At 41.8% G+C, this 18723-nt stretch carries 11 protein-coding genes and 1 pseudogene; 9 read left to right on the forward strand and 3 right to left on the reverse strand.

Features of this window, described 5'->3' with window-relative positions; all coding sequences use genetic code 11:
* Window positions 1-169 precede the first annotated feature (169 nt).
* The 9 genes and pseudogenes from HQRW_RS14290 to HQRW_RS14330 all read left to right on the forward strand — a co-directional run.
* Window positions 170-427: pseudogene (locus HQRW_RS14290) on the forward strand (hypothetical protein); the annotation flags it as partial.
* Window positions 428-691: 264 nt separating this feature from the next.
* The gene (locus HQRW_RS14295; RefSeq protein ID WP_014554888.1) at window positions 692-1828 is read left to right on the forward strand and encodes a tyrosine-type recombinase/integrase; all 1137 of its coding nucleotides are present in this window, start codon (window positions 692-694) and stop codon (window positions 1826-1828) included.
* Window positions 1829-2694: 866 nt separating this feature from the next.
* The gene (locus HQRW_RS14300; RefSeq protein WP_014554889.1) at window positions 2695-3048 is read left to right on the forward strand and encodes a DUF6788 family protein; all 354 of its coding nucleotides are present in this window, start codon (window positions 2695-2697) and stop codon (window positions 3046-3048) included.
* A 364-nt stretch (window positions 3049-3412) separates the two neighbouring features.
* Complete coding sequence (locus tag HQRW_RS14305) at window positions 3413-5077, forward strand: pentapeptide repeat-containing protein (RefSeq protein WP_014554890.1); 1665 nt, start codon at window positions 3413-3415, stop codon at window positions 5075-5077.
* 421 nt (window positions 5078-5498) lie between these two features.
* Window positions 5499-5867, forward strand: coding sequence for a hypothetical protein (locus tag HQRW_RS15745; protein ID WP_149031587.1), 369 nt, complete (start codon window positions 5499-5501; stop codon window positions 5865-5867).
* Between the two features lie 272 nt (window positions 5868-6139).
* Window positions 6140-7858: a hypothetical protein gene (locus HQRW_RS14315; RefSeq protein WP_049892386.1), complete on the forward strand. Its 1719-nt coding sequence runs from the start codon at window positions 6140-6142 to the stop codon at window positions 7856-7858.
* Window positions 7855-9543 (forward strand): hypothetical protein, encoded by a 1689-nt coding sequence (locus HQRW_RS14320; RefSeq protein WP_014554893.1) that lies wholly within the window; start codon window positions 7855-7857, stop codon window positions 9541-9543. Before HQRW_RS14315 ends, HQRW_RS14320 begins: the two co-directional genes overlap by 4 nt.
* 3 nt (window positions 9544-9546) lie before the next feature.
* The gene (locus HQRW_RS14325) at window positions 9547-11925 is read left to right on the forward strand and encodes a hypothetical protein (RefSeq protein ID WP_014554894.1); all 2379 of its coding nucleotides are present in this window, start codon (window positions 9547-9549) and stop codon (window positions 11923-11925) included.
* Between the two features lies 1 nt (window position 11926).
* Window positions 11927-12337 (forward strand): hypothetical protein, encoded by a 411-nt coding sequence (locus HQRW_RS14330; protein ID WP_014554895.1) that lies wholly within the window; start codon window positions 11927-11929, stop codon window positions 12335-12337.
* Window positions 12338-13938: 1601 nt separating this feature from the next.
* On the opposite strand, the gene HQRW_RS14335 is transcribed toward HQRW_RS14330, so the two are convergent.
* The 3 genes from HQRW_RS14335 to HQRW_RS15275 form a co-directional block, all read right to left on the reverse strand.
* Window positions 13939-14226 (reverse strand): DUF5789 family protein, encoded by a 288-nt coding sequence (locus HQRW_RS14335; RefSeq protein WP_014554897.1) that lies wholly within the window; start codon window positions 14224-14226, stop codon window positions 13939-13941.
* A gap of 479 nt (window positions 14227-14705) precedes the next feature.
* Window positions 14706-16052, reverse strand: a complete 1347-nt coding sequence (locus HQRW_RS14340) for a Cdc6/Cdc18 family protein (RefSeq protein ID WP_014554898.1) — start codon at window positions 16050-16052, stop codon at window positions 14706-14708.
* Between the two features lie 782 nt (window positions 16053-16834).
* Window positions 16835-17026, reverse strand: a complete 192-nt coding sequence (locus HQRW_RS15275; protein WP_014554899.1) for a hypothetical protein — start codon at window positions 17024-17026, stop codon at window positions 16835-16837.
* Window positions 17027-18723: the final 1697 nt, after the last annotated feature.

Genomic DNA, 18723 nt, shown 5'->3' on the forward strand with positions numbered 1-18723 from the left:
ACTCGAATATCAAAAGTGCCTTGCGCACACGAGGTGCTGATGCGTTGTTCCAAGACTTTCTTAAATATCGTAATTACAGTAGCATAATAAAAGATAATTTATCTCTCAAATGTCACTCAATGTTCCACATTCTTCAAACTGCGTTTCCACTTTCTCAGGATGATTGAGTCCAACCAGTACAACTGCCTTCTCATACGAGGTATCTGAACAATGTCCTTTTTACGCTCGTGAGGAGAACATCAACGACTTCGACTCTTGGATGAAATATGAGCTTGAGCGTAAGCTTAGTGAGCGAGGTTATCAGAACATCGTCGCTCGGGAGATGACAGATGCACTTCTGCGAACTGCCGTTGAGGAAGACCTTGTCCAAGAAGTTACAAAGCGGTTTGAAGAGGCTCGATCTTCTATTTCTAAATCGAGTAAATAGCTTATGACTTCAGAACAGGACAATTTATAATTATTATAATCACCAGACGCAGTCTGAGTTGGAACTCGGACATCCGTTTGACTGATTCAAGACATATGCTGAGATTATGTATAGCGATATATGATTTATAGAACCAATTTTTGCATTCTGATACGCTGAAAGTGTCGATATTAGGACTTTGATGATTCGAACAATTTACTGTGTTTTAGAGCGAAAAGACACAGTAAACTAAAGTGGGTCCCCGCCGTCCACAAATTCATTATCATGATACCCGGCAAATCCACGGCTCCAAATGATGAAACCAATCTGGACGTCGCAGTCGATTCACGGATTGCTAGCCTTGATTCTGGTAACTATCGGGCGAACAACCGGGTAGTTCTCAAGACATTTTCAGAGTATCTGGACGATTATCAAGATACCACAGACCTCACAGAGCTGAGCATCATCGATTGTCGACGGTACGCTCAGCATCTACGGAAGAGAGTCCGTGACGAAGATGATAACCTCTCAGCGGCTTCAGCCCATACAAATGGTCCATATTTCACCATCGTTCGAGCATTTCTCGGATGGTGCGTCGATGACGAACGGATCGAATCGAACCCTGCTCAACCGAATCGGGTGAAGGAAGAGCTTCCAGAATACCATGGCGATCACGACCGACAGTTTTGGTCAGTCAAGACACGAGAAGCACTACTTGAATTTGTTGAGGATCGAACTCATGCTGCTCTGGAGGAATCAGGTGATGATAATGTCGAACGTGTATTTCGAGATCGGGCTGTCGTCACAGTGCTTGCTCTGACTGGAGCTCGAGGTGCCGAACTATTCTCGGATCCACGTGATGAACACCGGAACGGTCTCAGATGGAAAGATGTCAATCTCACGCAGGGTGTCACCACTGTGTTCGGAAAGAATCGTAAGCGACAACAAATCCCTTTGACCAGCCGAGTCGTCGGCGCTCTTGAACAGTATAAATCGGTGCTGAATCCAGCAAGTGGAGACTGGCCACTATTCCCGACAGGTCACCACGCATCACTCACAGACGCTGCCAAGGAAGGTCTTGAATCGAAGGGGTGGAATTCTGAGGAAATTAAGACAGTGCTTGAAGAGTCGTTATCGATTGAAATACTCCACGAGTACGAAATCGCACCACCAGCACTTTCAAAAAATGGGGGGCGGTCCGTAATGAAACGACTCTGTGAGGCAGCTGACATTGATATCGACGGAGAGTATCTCAAACCTCACGGTGGTCGACGAGGGCTCGGCAGCGATCTCTATGCTCAAGATGCAGAACTCGCACAGGAACTTCTCCGGCATGAATCAATTGAAACAACCCACGAATCATATCGAGAGCAGAACGTCATTGAGCAGCGAGAACGTCTAGAACAGGCACTTGGTAAGTAACGAACGTGTCGTGATCAATTAGATTCATTATTAACATAATAGCACTATGTGAGAAGTAAATTGACATAATCATGCCAGTAATCATTGTAGTGATTTCCAACGGTGTGATTCCCAGTCTGAAAGGACAAATATCGACTGTTGTCGGATGATGTTAAATCGACCTTATGTAACAAATAATTTTCTCTATCCAATTGTTACATAAGGTTATGAAAATCATATACTTAAGTTTTATCACACTAAAATTCACGCTTAGCCAGCACACATGTACATTAATGGCAGAACGGGACGAGCAGACTATAACAAAAATATACCAGCTTAATGTGCTCGTTAATTTATATCTCGACCACCGTTTAATAGGGAAAGATCAGTACCTATGAGCTGCTGGAGCTGATATTATAGCACGGATATTCTATGCCTAATAGATGACAAATGACGAATTATTAGACAAATATGATTTATCAGTTTACCTTTGGTCGGTATATTACCTCAGTATAGTCAGCCGAATAATAGTATAATGATAGTACGGGTGTTATATTATTTTGTTAAATTAATCATAAATTTGATATTTTATGTGAATCGGGAGCTGTAAAATCAGTCTCTTTTGATAATTTAGATATATCTATACTTTTATTATATCATTTATTTTTGAATCTACAGCGCCTACGGATAAATTATATTATTCATCGATGTATGTGATTATAATTATCCACGCAGCGAAATAAGCCATGTCCGACGATTAACTATATTGATATTGTCACTTTTTATTGATGAATTCTATGTAAGCTGGATATCGATTCTATACTTACTCCCTACGATATCTTATGTAAAATATAAGTAGTATTACTGTAACTTTGTTACATAAGGCGATGAAGCAACCAGAAACACCCAATTCATTACCAAAGTATCTTGCAGAGGGTATACCAAAGCAAGATGATCAGACGCTTGAGGAGCTACAGGAGTATCTAAATGAGCTAATTGAGTACAGAAATAGAGCCGTATCAGAAGACGAGATATCAAGTAATGCCAAACCAGTAGACGAAAGTCAATATGCAGGCAGAGGCACAGTAGTCACGGAGAAGGTGAAATGTGGTGATTCGTCATGTAAGTGCACGAAAGGTGGTGAAAAGCATGGACCATACGTCTACAGATACTTCCGCAGGAACGGTAGTGTTGTATCTGAATATCTTGGCAAGCCAAGTAAGCTAAATATCAATATCTGAGAGAGGCATCGATCGTTTATTTGAGTACGGATATTATGATCAGGATTAAGTTGCTTAATTCCATTCACTGAAGATGTTCTCTGAGATGATCCCAGTGAGGGAGTGGCGACTGCAGACAAATCGACTGGTCATTCTTACCTCTTGATATGGAATCAAAGAGAGTAGCGTGTATTTACTCAAGCGGAAAGAGGAGAGCGTTTCGAGATATCGAACAGAGTTAACCGGTGCACAACCTGAGAGAATATGTTCAGTCCGCCCAATCCGTCATTGGGCTCTTTCAGAAATCATAGAATACCTTCCTGTAGTATAATAAGACACAGTATTATACTGATTAGAAAACGACCATACGTACAGATACCCAACAATGACCTCCTCCGACTCAGACAATCCGACTGATGAGGCTGATATTAAACCAGGTGCTGATCTCTCCGGTATGAACTTCACGGATACTGACCTCTCCGGTGTAGATCTGTACAATTCTGACCTCTCCGACGCTCGTCTTCTCAACGCAGATCTTTCCGGTGCTAACCTCACCAACGCTAATCTCGCTGGTGCTGACCTTTCGGCTGCGTCATTGAGCGAAGCTACACTCTCCGGCGCTAATATTTCTGACGCCAACCTCACTGGAACAGACCTCTCTAGTGCTGATCTTACAGACACTGACTTGTCCAGTGCTTACCTTCTTGACGCAGATTTGACGGGTGCCTCTCTCTCTGGTGCATGTGTGACAGATGCCCAGTTGGCAGACGCTCAGTTTGAGTACACAATTCCACATGATGAGGATGTCTCACCTCGTGATATCATCCCACAAGCTGTTCTCTCCGGCGCTGACCTCTCCACAGCTGATCTTTCCGGTGCCGACCTTTCCAATTCTGCCCTCACACATGCTGATCTCTCCAACGCCAGTCTCCGCAATGCAAGTCTCAGGGACGCCGATCTCTCTGACACTAATCTCAGTGGAGCTAGTCTTAGAGATGTTGATTTCTCTGGTGCTGACCTCTCAGGTGTTGATTTGACACTCGCTTCAGCTATCGATGCCGACTTCTCAGGTGCCGATCTAACCAACGCTGATCTCTCCAACGCCGACCTGTTTGACCCACGACTCACCGACGTTTCAGGCGCCGACCTCACAAACACTGATCTTCGCATGGCTAATCTCTCTAATACTAGTCTTATTCAGGCGGATCTTTCTGATTCCGACCTTTCTAGTACTGATCTTACTGACGCTGATCTCCGTGATGCCAATCTCGCAGGTGCTAATCTCACTGACGCTGACCTCTCTAGCGGATCCAGACCTCTTACAAAAACTGATCTTTCCGGTGCCGACCTCACCGGTGCTACCCTCACGCAAGCCAATCTTACCGGTGCCTCTGTTTCTGATGCAGATATAACAGACGCTCAGTTGACAGACGCCCGATTTGAATACACAATTCCACAGGATGAAGCCATCTTGCCTCACAATATTATCCCACAAACTATTCTATCCGGCGGTAATCTCTCTGACGCATATCTCAGGGAAGCTGACCTTGCTGACGCTCGCCTTTCAAACGCATCTCTTCAGGGCGCAGATCTCATACGTGCTAACCTTTCCGGAGCAAATCTCTCGAGTGCCGACCTCTCCAACGCTAATCTCAACCAAGCTGACTTCTCCGGCAGTAGTCTCACGGACGCTGATTTCACACACACCGATCTCATAGATGCTGATCTCTCTGAGGCTAACCTCTCTAGGGCAAATCTCTCGAATGCTGACCTCAATCGAACAAATCTCTCAGATGTTGATCTCTCTGATGCCTCCCTGAAAAAAGCCGATTTGTCTCAAACCAACCTCTCCGGTGCGAACCTCACAGATGCTGACCTCCCTGGGACAAATCTCTCGAATGCTGATCTCTCGGGAGCTTCCCTGAACAAAACTGATCTGTCTGACATTGATTTCACAAATACTACAGTTTGGATTTCTTCTGGCGGCAAGAAATGTATTGCATCGAAACAATTGCTAGCTGAAAAAGGGGCGATTGTTGATATGAAATAACACCACTGGTCATAATTGGGGGTGTAGATTGAGTAAAGTGTTCACTAATATCTCCCAAATATAGCTAAAAATTTCTCTCTGTCCAAGTCTCAGCATATATTTTGAGGGTTGAAATGATAGATTGTGATAGTCAATATGTGTTTAGTGTGTATTTGATCTGCTCATCACTAGAATAAATGTTTACTATTTTGATTTCTCTCTTCTTAGTGGTAGCAACATGGAGATAGAATATATATACCACTCAGCATATGTTGAAGATATTCCGAGCATCAAACAAGGAGGACTGCGACCATCTAACCAGACATACCGGGATGATATTGAGACGAAACTACAGGTAGTGGCTTATAAAAATGAAATTTGCCTCCCAATAAATCGTCAAGATTGTGTCTTCTGTTATCCCTCGCTTCGACATGGAGTTAATATGGGATCATTCGCAACTAAGGATGCAGGTTCGCTTCGTTTACAACTCTTGCATGAAGGACTGGTCGTGATTGATGCAAAACCATTTCAAGAAAAACTGTACGTGGGAGATTTTGATCTCTTTTCTGATATTATTGAATTCTCAATCGTAGGATCGGACGATTATGAGAGGGCATTAATGATATACGCTGAATCCCTTACCCCAGTCGCCGAATTCAGCTCTATTCAGGAAATCGATGCCGAATTCAGTATCCCTGAGATATTAGTTGAGGGGAAGATTGGAGCCGACCAAGTTGTTGAGGTAATACTTCGCAAGGAGATACTGGGAAGTGGGTATTTCACATCATACTCAGCATTACCATCTGAGTAAGTCACATACTGGATCATAATCTCGACGAATATGGCTATTGATTGCTCAGAGATGATATTCTGGAGCGATATGAGTGTGTGGTCTAGTAATAAATCGACTCGGATTCTGACCATGTGAGTTATAAACAATGAGAAAGCCATTAGTATAGATTGACCGTGTACAGATGATCAAGTCTCTGAATCTATCTATTCCCGGTCACGCCACACAAACTGCCCTGGAACTATGTCATACCGGGAAAGGAATATACCCCTGTGCTGAGTCAATTAATAAATATGAGTGGGAGGACGCCGACTATCGATACGAAATGGAATGATCTAACAACAGTGCATGAAAAACGTCGAGAGACAATTCAAGACCAGATTAAAGATTTTGACGACCCTGGTCAACGGGTGCCAGCAACATATGTAATCGGAGCAATTGGAGCAGGAAAAACCCAGCTTATGATGCATGCCTTTCGATATGCTTGGGCGTACCAAAACAAACCAGCTCTGTACGTGACCTTGGGAAAATTGATTGACGATCTCGAAGATCAAGTCGGTATTTCCAATTCAGAGGAGCAGCTAACTTCCCAAGTGTATTTATATAATTGGATAGAGGACAGATGTAAAGACGAGTTAGATACTATTAGAGCTAAAATAGATCGAAATGAGAAATTTGATCAAAATCAGTATCTTCCAAACGCACGTTCTTCTAATCCGCAGGAGTATTTTGAGCAAATAGAGGGAAATTATGATGCTGACAGTTTCGATTATGACGAACTGACCATTGAACATGAAGATATCTCAGACATCGCTCATAAGAAGGATTCAATCGTTCTATTGATCGACGAAATGGAGGAAAGCTATCCTCGTCTGGAGGGTCTCATTGATCAAACAACAGGACCACTGAGGGAGGTCGTCACTGGTATAGGGAATCAAGAACCACCGTTCTACTTAATTGGGGCTTTTGGATATGCGAGTGTACAAGAAATTGGTCATGCAGAATTTCGTCGAGTAACTCCTGTTTCCCTTCCGATTTTACACCCTGATGATCGAATTAGTGAACTGTTTGGTGAGAATTTGGAGTATCAACAAGAAAATTTCGCTTGGTGGATGTCAAGGGGTCGACCAGGGTGGATTAATATTGCTTTGCAAAGCCAAGCCAGTGCTCTAAATGGTGGAATCAATAAGACTGATGACCAGCTACGAGAGATACCAGACGCTATGTCACGTGTTAATATGATCGATCTAGAGTCCATGGACCGGAGATTAAATAAATTTACCAACGAAATCAGAGATTTCATTAGCTATCTTCTCCTGCAACCGGGTCCCCATCATATAGGTGATTTTACTGAGACTGAGAAGGTCCGCCAATATATGAAGTCTGAGGCTCCGCCAGTGTTGTGTGCACCCAAAACAAGTGGAGTTGATAAGATCCACTCAGCATTCCTCGCTGGTATAAAGAACACATCAATTTACACTAGTTCTGTTTCCTCGGATATCCTTCGACGGTATGCAAGGAGAGTGTTGAGAGGAATAGCAAATTCTGCAGGGGAAATTGTGGCGGGAAACGCAAATGTTCCCACGTACCGCAAGGGTCAGAGAACACATGAATTAATACTTTCCCCACTTTGTGAACGCATGCATGATATCGCCCTAGAGGAGGTTAATGAAGAAAGTGAATCAGAAACAATAGATTTTTTATATAAATTAGCTCAGATGACCCGTTCAACTCCCACGGAGGATATATCTCAAGACTTTGCAGATATGTTTAACCAATTTACAAAATACGGACATAACAGTGTAGACCAGGAAATGTATGTTTCAATCGCACCTAAAACATTAATTACTGCTTTTCCTAGTTTTGTAACCAATCCACAGCTGGATTTCGCTGGGTCCGCTCGTAATAGAAAAGAACAGCTCACTGGACTAGTCGATAAAGTAAATCGAATTGATGAGATCGACGAACGTCTCAAAGACTTTGGAAAAATTCTACAGGAAGATCCGAGATGAAGACCAGCGTTTACCCTATCCCATGTGGTGAAGGAAGCATAGAGGAAGTAGTAGACCCTTTTTTAGAAGCAGAAATCAATCAACGGGCGTTTTCAAAAGATGATCTGTTCATGATTCTATTACTTAATCCAAGCACATCGGAGTATGAAGGAACTAATAAAAATGCTGATTATAAAGATATCGTCACAACTCATATAAAAAGTAAGGAGTCTCGGATTCGAATAGCATATGAACTTGATAAGCTGACCGTTGCGCTCTTAGATGAGCGCCGGCTCAGTAACTTCGCAATAAGTTTGCTCTACAACGTTCTCGAACAAAATCCGGTTGCTGACCCGACCAGTGTCATGACTGATGAGCAGAATCTGACAGATGAAGATATTCGAAAAGTCGATTATTATTTGCCAAAAATAAATGATCAAGTTCAAGATCTTATTACGGAGCAACAGCAGGAGTTTGAAAATCAAATGTCCTCGCTGTTACCAGTCTCACCGAATAATAAAATAGCTTCTAATTTATATCGTCGGCTGAGCGATAATATACAGAGCGATGGAGCTATTATCGACTATCTCATTCTTACCGCAGCAGCTGACGAAGATCGAGAGGGGGTCCAGTCTCTACTAGGGTCGATACGGAACATAGATCTTGAAAAGAAGCTACTTTCAGGAGATTATACCTCTAATATTAGTGGATACCAACGTATAATACAAAATTCATACAATAAAAAACAATCAGAGTTCTTTGATGACTTTGAGACTGGTATAGATTTATATCGTGATAGCACTACGAGTGCCGAGCTTCTACGAATTTTGCGGGAGCTTGATTCTGATATCTCGATAAACTCCGAGCAGAACCAAAGTAGATCAGCATACCAATATGAACCAACTTTGACACAATTACTAACAGCACAGATAGATGGAAATAATCAGATTATTAAATGGATTCTACAAGCAGTCAATATTATTCGTCTTATTCAAGATAATGAAAGATCTGTATTAGACTCTTATCAAACTCAACATACTGAACTGGAAAGTACATTAGATGAGATTGATGAGAATTTTAATAGGATTGATGAATTACAGGAAAATTATCCGAAGGGTAAAATCTCATATGATGATACCACAATCGATCATGCTCGAGAAATGATCCGTGAGGTGAAACAGAGTAACTCTTTATTAATCAAGTTTATATTTGGATATGATATGGATTTCCGGACGAGTGCCTACACCACTGCTCAAACTCGATTGAGAGATACAAAGTCGAGAATAGATAACGGGATAGGCAAACTCCGGAACCAAACGATAGAAATAAACAAATTGCAAACGAGCCTCGAGAATGAGTTAGATACAATTGACCAATCATATGAGGATATCGAAAGAACATCTGTGGTAGTTGACATTCCTGAGCGAGATGATATAAAGAGGGTATTTCAGGATGAATGGTTGAGTGAAATTGAATCGCTCAAGCGAGAGCTACCAATGCTTGACTTTGGGTCACAGAGCGAAGATATACGACGGACTCAGCAAGAGGACTGGCAACAGGTGATTGCTGAGACTCGGAACGAGTTACAATCGTTGAGAGCATTCGCTGATGACCTGTCTAAATTTAGTGACCAAATTAACCAAATCGAGAATATTAGGGATAACACTAGACAAGAATTTCAGCAAATCCATGATAAAATTCAATAAGATATGACGGACCCAATGGAGAATTTATCGGGTATTATGAATGGCATCGATGTAAAAACCAACAAAGAATATCACAAGGAAGCTAACGAGGCTGTTACAGAGACAAAAGAAGAAATAGAGAATTGGTTTACTGATCAACTGGTATCTGAACAAAAAGAAAGTGTTCGCATAGCTTATAATCAAGCATTAGAACAGGACATTCTGGACTTTTGTGATAAAGAACCGATGGGTCTAGGTGAATATCCAGATGAAGTTAATAATATAAACCAGCGCTTACTGGATATTCTTCGTAATCCAGAGGCACAATCACTCGCAGACAGGGTTGATAAATGGTTCATAAATGCTGACATTGATGTGCTTGATTCTAATGAGAGAAACAGTCTAATAGAGATATTTAAATCCGATATAGATGGGTGTAAAAACGAGATTGAGCAAATTATCCAGAGTCATAACAGTCTCCAAGATATGCTTCCAATAAAAAATAGGCAAGTGAATCAGCTGCTCCGTAATGCAATCACTGAGTCATCGTCTATTAGTGATCTCCGCTCCATTAGGGAGCAATTAGAGATGATTGTGCCATTGTGGTCTTATCCATGGACAATTGACTCGCAGTATGAGGTGGCAACAGCGATCGAAACAGAAGTCAAGTTGATTCTCGAGGAGTACATTAAAGAAGTAGTCACTAGGTCAGACAACTTCCGGCAACTTACTACAGTCATTAATGAAAAGTTTAGTGAGGGATCTAAACATTTAGATGACATACGTAAGGGGTGGTCACGGGTCGAGAGAGAAATTAGGCAACTCAACGATCTTGAAGAGATTAATTCGATACCGGTTGCAATAGAAACTCGAGCACAGAGTGCGGCTGAAAACGCAAGTAGTATCCAATCGTTAGTCAATGAAATAAATGATTTAGAGAGTGATGTCTCAATTCTATATGACATGGCATCGGTTTCACTTGACCGATTTCATCCCACTGCTGATGTCTCCTCTAGTTCGTTTATTAATACTGCAGAGTTAATTACAGAATATGAGTCAGCGCATGAAATTCGCAAGTCATCTCTTGCGGCGGAGACCTCTTCAAAAATAACTCACATTAAACCTGAGTTCGATAAACATGTGACAAATGCTCGGGACATAATGGAACAGACCGAGAATAGTCTTCGGAGTAAAATTAATTCTGTGCGGAAATTAGCACAGAATTTTGACTTGCGGGATGACTCAGACAAGCTGAGTGATATATTATCAGATTTAAGTAAAACTAATAAAATCGATGATTATATTAATATCTCTAATCGTAGTGGGAGCTTATTCAAAAAAATACAAACGAAGATTAAAACTGAACGGCTCGCTGAGCTTGAGTTGGTAGTATTTGAATGGCTTACAGATCAATCAGACAATCCACACGAGATTGTAGACAATTTAGAGGCAATCAGGACAGTGCAGTCATACCCATGGAATCTTGATTCAAATCAGACCGGGATCAAGATGATTGAGGACTGTGTGAATGATATGATAGGAGACGTCCTAAAATCGCTTCTCGAACAACTTGAATCTCCAGATGAATTGGTCACCCTTATTGATGAGAAATTTGAATCCGTGGGTAAGTCACTCTCGCAACTGGAACAAATAGGAATAGTATGCAAAGTCGAAGCCTTGAGCGATACAGAGATAGTTGAGGACCCGCTCCGTCCAGCAAATCTAAGAATACGAAATGCACTGGATAATGCAGGTTCACTTCGAAATCTGATCAAGAGACTCGAGGATGTAGCCGAAAGTATCTGTATGTTAAATGACATTGCCTCTAGATCACTCGATAAGTTCATATCTCGCACCGATGAGGTACCGGATAATCTGGAAAGCGAAGTTCTTGATTTGCATGATCAATATCAGAAAGCTATCGATATCCGAGAGGAAGTGTTTAATCTCGATGCTCCTGAACTGCCGACAGCTCATAATGAATTTGAGAATCACATTGACAATGCGAAGAATATATTAGAAAAATTGCAAAAAAAAACCCGACAGAAAATTCGGTTATCTGAAGAATTAGCGAGGGAGTTTGAACTAAAAGGAGAATTGAAACAATTAGATAGGATCTCCAAAAAATTCGTGAATGTAAGCACAGTCAAGGATACTATTCGGACATACTCAAAAGTAATCGATGTTTACGACCAAATACAAGAGATAGTTCATGACACACTTTCATCAACACAGAAAGGTATCTTAGAATGGATTATACGAAGAGATGATGACGTAGTATTGAACTCTGACGTTCAGAGGGAGTTAGCCACAGAGTTCGGCTGTGAGGAAACGGAGATCGTGGACCACTTCCTCTCTCTCCAAGAGGACGGATTTTTAGACTTCATCGTTAAAAAACCATAGCATGGTTGAATACAACCACGATATGCTCGTCCGAAAACTGGATGAGAAATTGAGAGACAAATTTGAGACTGCAGAATTAATCGCCCGAAAGGGTGGATCTGAATTTAAATTAGGTAGATTACGAATTGAGCGACGACATTTCTCTGGTGAGTCTGGTGCTCCCGATTTCGTTCTTTTTGCGGATTCTCTCCAGCTTCTTAATAAACAATTTGCGGGTTCAGTGCCACTGGCTCTTCTGGAAATAGAAAAAACAATTGGAGATTCTATGCATGATCTTCGCAGTTATGCAGATTCAGATCGTGAGCAGTTACCGGTGCTGCTCATCACAGAATCGGAAATGGGTGATCGTATTAAGACGATCCCGGGAAAAAGCACATTTAGAATATTGACCAAAAATTATGATGAAATATGAATAAATTTTGAATTCAGCATTCATATTCATCTGAGAAGAGCGTACAAATATATGTGAGTCGATTTATAAACTGGAGCAATTGAGAGCGGAGGAAAGCGATATACAATTACGCAGACGAACTCACCCGTTGTTACTGCGTATCAGAGGAAACAATGCAGGTGAAATTCATTATCATCGACATTGACAGATAAAAAAGATCAATATCGATACCGAAGGAGAGCACATTGCCATTGATGATGATACAGGAGATGAGTCGATCAATCTTGACGCTGACAGCAAAGAGAGGCTCATTACAATCGATGCTGAATGCCGAAGCCCTGAGATATTACTCGAGGGAAAGATTGGAGCCGACCAGATTGTTGAGGTAACATTCCGTAAGGAGATACTCGGAAGTGGGTACTTTGCATCATACCCGGCACTGCCTTCTGAATAAATCATCACTTGGAGGGGTCCGTAAAGTCAGAAGGATAGAATACCCCACCCCCCGTGTGCGATATGAAATTAAAAAGAGAGTGAAGTGTAATCGATGTTCAACCGCTTCTACTCTGAATTGTGAATTACTGTCACCGAGATATCGGTAGTAGAACTCATACTCCTGTCCGTTGGTGAGAATACCCAATCTGACATTCTCGTTCTGTAGATATGCAGTTAGTTGTTCCCGATGCGTGGAAGTGAGTGTAGTGTCAAGTCCTCTCGCTTCAACAAAAGCAACGGGGTCGCCCGCCGAGTATCAGAGCATAATCGAGTTTGAATGTTTTACCGAACGCCTTCACCGAGCACTCTAGTTCGGTGTTAGTCGGGATCTCCAGTCAAAAAGTTCGATAAAATCGTTTAGTATGGACGCCTTCGTGGTTGCTTCCCCCATCTGCGGTGAGTCTTCAATATCAGACTGAGCCGAGTCCACGTGCTCTTTTATCGACGCGGAATCCATTATTACGAGATACATTTACTGCATGACTGTAAGAAGGTAAGGTACGGGACGGGGTTAGAGTATCATACGATACTTTCCACACCTACACAGGACTCACTCATTACAGAGAACCCACTAATCGCTCGGCACTAAGCAATCACAGACCACATTCCAGCGATAACTGCGATGAGAGTCAGCACTACCGTAGACCACACTATTCGGTCGTCAGGAATTGAATCAGACGAATTGGATGAGAGAACGGCTTCAGATACTACACTGAATACCATCGCAATTCCGCTAATTGACAGGAGTATTGGAACGAGGGACACTTCCCCCGAAATTACACTATTCAGACCCTGAACCCGAGAATACCGCCACAAACGGTAATCGAGCCGTTATAGAGGAGGGATTTGCCCATACTTACAGACTGGTCAGACCAGTATAAAGATCTTTTCTCCCCTCATAGTTAGTATTCAATCCGCATACAGGGTCTCACGGCTGATCCGACTGAGAGATTGTGAAATAAATACTGTGATAACCCTCCTATGACGCCCTGAAATGTGGGATGGCACATATTAGAGAGGGGTGTTCGTGGTCTCAAACTCTCTCAGTACTGCTGAATTACGGACTGCCTCTGAACAGAGAAACCGACGAGTCATACAGTAGCTCCTCCGAAGCTGCTAAAAGACAGTTAGAATGACTGTTGTTCTCTGGCGTTGTGAGTTGAACCTCGATCGTCGTAGTTTGCTCTCCCAACGCTCCCCTGTGGTGCAAGAGACATCAGGGTATGATATAGGTCATCACTCGACTCAAACGTGTCAGGTGGGTCATCAAGGAGATCAAGCATCTGATCAAGTGTCGTTTCAGAGCCGTCCTGAAATTCGATTGTCACATTTTCACACCTGTTTGCGATGTCGTCTATGCTGGCTGGGTACTCGCAATCGCACAACTCGGTCAGTGCTTCCTCAAGATCTGCCATATACTATAGTTATGTATCTGACACACGTATGAATGTACCGATGTGCAGAATAACCCAGAATTACATCAGCATCTTGGTTTCTAAGAGATTAAAATCATACATAAATATAGTATTATCCAATATAATATGTCGTTCGACAATTAGTAGAGCATAGTATGCTCTGCTATCTGAGTAGGCATCAGATGAATCATGTGTGTCTTTGCTCTCTGCGTGAGACGGGGTAAAAAAACCACGACCCGACTCCAAGCGTTGCCAACTCAGAGAGAAACGGTGGAATCTTTAGATATACTGCATCGTAACTGTCATACTGTTGAGGTAATACTCCGTAAGGAGATACTCGGGAGTGGATACTTTGCATCATACCCGGCACTACCTTCTGAGTAAGTCATCACTTGGAGAGGTCCGCAGAGTCAAAAGTATAGGATATCCCACCCCCCGTGTGCGATATGAAATTGATGTCAGAGGTAGCGCTTCTCCTATCAACTTCCCTCAAAAAAATTGTTTATTTGCGCATTGACCACAGATTTGATAAGATCTCCTTCGTGTTTAGCATCCTCAAGTCGAAAGTCAGTTTCGAGAGTCTCAACCACCACTTCTGAGTCGTCAATAAACGTGTATTCCTTATGTACACCACTACCGAAACCACGTCCCCGTTTTTGTGACGTGACAAGATTATACGTCTCAGCCTCGTTCATGTATCTCAGATAAGATTCACGTGATTTTTCCTCAACATCTAAAATATCGACGAGAAACTGATACACTCGATAAGCAACTGTACTGGGAATAGCGTCCAAATTGCGCTGTGAGTAGACAGAAGAAACAGCAGTAGCGTAGAGTGAAAGCTTCTTTTGGGTCGATAGTCCCTGCATTTGGGTCAGTGTTCGATCCCGTCGAGCTTCTTTCTGGGCATGACGAACATGATTCTCATGAACCATATCCTCTGTTTCACGGTCGGCGATTTCTCCTGCCTTCCGGAATAAATCGATTGCTTTTCGGGCGTCACCATGATCCTGAGCGGCGAGAGCAGCGCTTAACGGGATGATTCCACCGTTAAGCACATCATCTTGGTATGCATCTTTACGACGTTTAAGAATCGCTTGTAATTGATCTGCGTCGTAGTCGGAGAAGATGACGTCCTGTGGATTGAAAGAACTCTCCGCTCGTCCGTCAAGATTCTGCATGAATCGTGGATCATTCGTAATTGCAGCGACGGATACGTGTCCTCCAATCCGACCAAGGTGTGATGCTCGAGATAATTGATAAAGCAGCTTCGAGTATGCCGGTTCATCATCTGGATTACGTCGTCGACCCAGCAAGAGGTCAATCTCGTCAAGAATGATGATGATTGAATCAAGGTTGTTGCTCAAGATCTCATAAAATCGATTTAGCTTCTGGTCAGTCGAGACACCACTCTCAGGGACACCAATATCGACACCAGCCTTCTGGGCAGCATTCTCTACGAGTCGGTAGATAGCCCGGTCATGAGAGCTGACTGTTTGACAATTGATTTTAATAACGCCGAATCGATCTCCCTGTGAGTTGGCGAGTTCAAGAACCTGCTCGCAAACTGCATTGATAATGAGTGACTTCCCAGTCCCTGAGGGACCATAGAGAAGCATATTTGGCGGACGATTTCCCTGCAATGCCGGTCGTATATAAGAGATAATATTATCTAACTGATCATCACGACCAACAATTCGGTCCTCATCGATTACAGTATCTAGCTCAAGAAGCCCTTTATTCCGAAAAACAGAGTTCTGATTCCCCTCCTGAAGACGAGCTTTGATAGACTGAGAGGTAGAATGTTGGTTGTCGTCATCAGCCATATTATCGAAGTTGCGTCAGCAGTATAAATAAATGTGGATACCATGTTCGTGATTAAATAGGTTAAATTATCCCGATATAAGCCTTCTATCGGGTGGTTATTTATAATGACTGTAACCGTGAGCGAAGTCAAATCGCCGTATTCACCCCCCGTGTGCGATATGAAATTAATGAGATGACTCATATAGTAACTGTCACTGCCAACCAGAGGAGTTCATTAAAATCATCACCCCCCGTGTGCGATATGAAAACCCGATCTTATTATACACTCTCTGTTTGTTGATTATTGCATCATAAACTGGATCACAATCAGTGATATAAGATAGAATCTTTCCGATATGCCTAGATAATTCGAATGGAACACTACATACTCGAGTCAGCTAACTCAGACGCTGAGTTGAACTGATGCTTGGCTTGTGATGTAGACCCAGCGAGAGTAATAAAATGTATTACTCACTAAGAGTTTTCAAAATAAAATTAGAATATCAGGAATTTTTTGATGTGGGTATTAGTAAGAATACTTCTCGGTAATCCTGAATAAAGTTAGAGCTTCACCGCAAGTTACCCCCACCCCCCGTGTGCGATATGAAATAGGAAGAGACAGACAGGGGGTATGCAAGCGAAGCAGTCGTGAAGTAACCAAAGATGGTGTTTCTATAGAGACGAGGCACTAAAACGACATATTGACGACTACAATTAGGAAAGATTTAAATAATAATCTTATGAATAGAATCCGTAGTAGAGTAAGATAGTAAAGACGAGACAAACTTGTGACATAGTGCGCTCAGCGACTTTTCATCTTGCTCCCACGTGAGTTGATTGATTCCACTGATCCAATTGTGATGAGGGCGAGTGCTTCAGGGCTCGTGTACATCGACGGGATATCCTGCGTCTCACGACTCATCTCCTCTGCATGGACTTCGAGTTTGCCTCGTGATCTGCCCCACCCTACTATCCCGTTGATTTCATATCGCACACGGGGGGTGAGGGTTCATCCTCAAGTAAAATGAGTCGGTAATTAATATTTCTCTAAACTATCTTCATTATGACCCGAATCCTTTCGTGTGGATCCAGCTAAAAATACTGCCGACTAACAAACGGTCTTGAAAAGGATTGGATACTCAAAAATTCAGACACACACTCCTCATTTCCTGAGAGTCAGAACAAGAAACTGCAATTGCTGGGGCAGAAATATATGAATAAACATTCAAGAATATCTGTTCAGCTCTTGTTCTTATTTATCTGGCTACTGTCTGCAGACCATGTTATTACGCTTTCTCATGTTTGTAGAGTTAGCTAGGACCAGCGTGAGAGAATTCGGAAACATACATGCCCTCTGTCGATATGATGCCTGAAGAAGTAACTTGATTAGACATGTCATTCTCACTTCAATTAGACCTTATGTAATAAATCGTCTCTTATCTCCTCTAGTTGTTACATAAGGTTGATCTAGAATTATATTTGAGCAGCAACAGTAAGACCATCTTATAACCGAGCGATTTCCATCAACTATTGAGAGCGTCAGCCAATTTCATTATCTCATCTATGTTCGATACATTGCTGTGATGACAGAATATATTTATACTCTCGTTATGAGATATATATATTCATGTGTACCAAACTAGTGAACCCATACTAACACTGTTGTTAGTGCCCAAATTGGTATTGGTGTTAGTGAGCATCAAAAAAGACGCAATTACACCCTCTCAACGAAAGTAAAGTTGTGTAGGAGCAAAGTATAATTGTATTAATAAGTTTGGTTAGATGATACTATACCTTTTCTAACGCTATTTTTACTTACTTTCTTACATACATGCCCAATTCGCCACTAACAACACTGTTAGTGGCAGTACACTATTATATAATTGAGTTAATAAGGTAGAATCGTGTATTTAAGAATCTCTGCATATCCATGAGGACAATTCAGTGGGATGTGATCATATGTGAATGTATCATATGTGCTTGACCGGTTAGCATCTATCAGTGATTATTCTCCATTGAGAACCGGATATCACAGGTAATTCTTTGATTAATCATTCATACACTGACAAGCAGATAATGTCCAGCAGAACAAACATGTGAAAATCTGATAACTCGGTAGATTGAGAATCATAGTATTGAGTAATAAAATGATTATCTGACATCGTTCCATCTTCTCGGCTCAAACGCATGATTCTATACTTAAAATGAAAAATCACAAGCTCCCAATCAGATGGTTTCGTTTGCCCAATCGTCGATCTGAACAACTGGTCGAACAGTTACATTTTTACATTTCGTGATGAGTTTTTACACTGATTTCATTCGGATATTGAAAGGTATTTCAAGGAATTTACTGACATCTCTGCACGAGCCGAGTCTGACTGTTTCTGAGAAACTCTGATGTAATAATATGCTCGCCTATTATCAATTTATTGATGTTAATGTGTTAAAGCTTAAATCTATTATAATTCGGTGCTCAACCCCACAAGTAATCAGTAATTGTGTATTAATGACTATCATCGCACGTCTACATTCAAATTTAGGATTTGCGGAGTACTTACGCAGCTCAGATATATATAGTATACTATGATTGGACGTACTAATAATTAATACTATACGGTCATATCCAAATATTTGATATAATATGTGACTGATTGGTTTGAGTATGCTCACTCATATTAAAATCTTCATATT

Origin of the sequence: Haloquadratum walsbyi C23, from assembly GCF_000237865.1 — an archaeon.
In the GTDB taxonomy this organism is placed as follows: Archaea; Halobacteriota; Halobacteria; order Halobacteriales; family Haloferacaceae; genus Haloquadratum; species Haloquadratum walsbyi.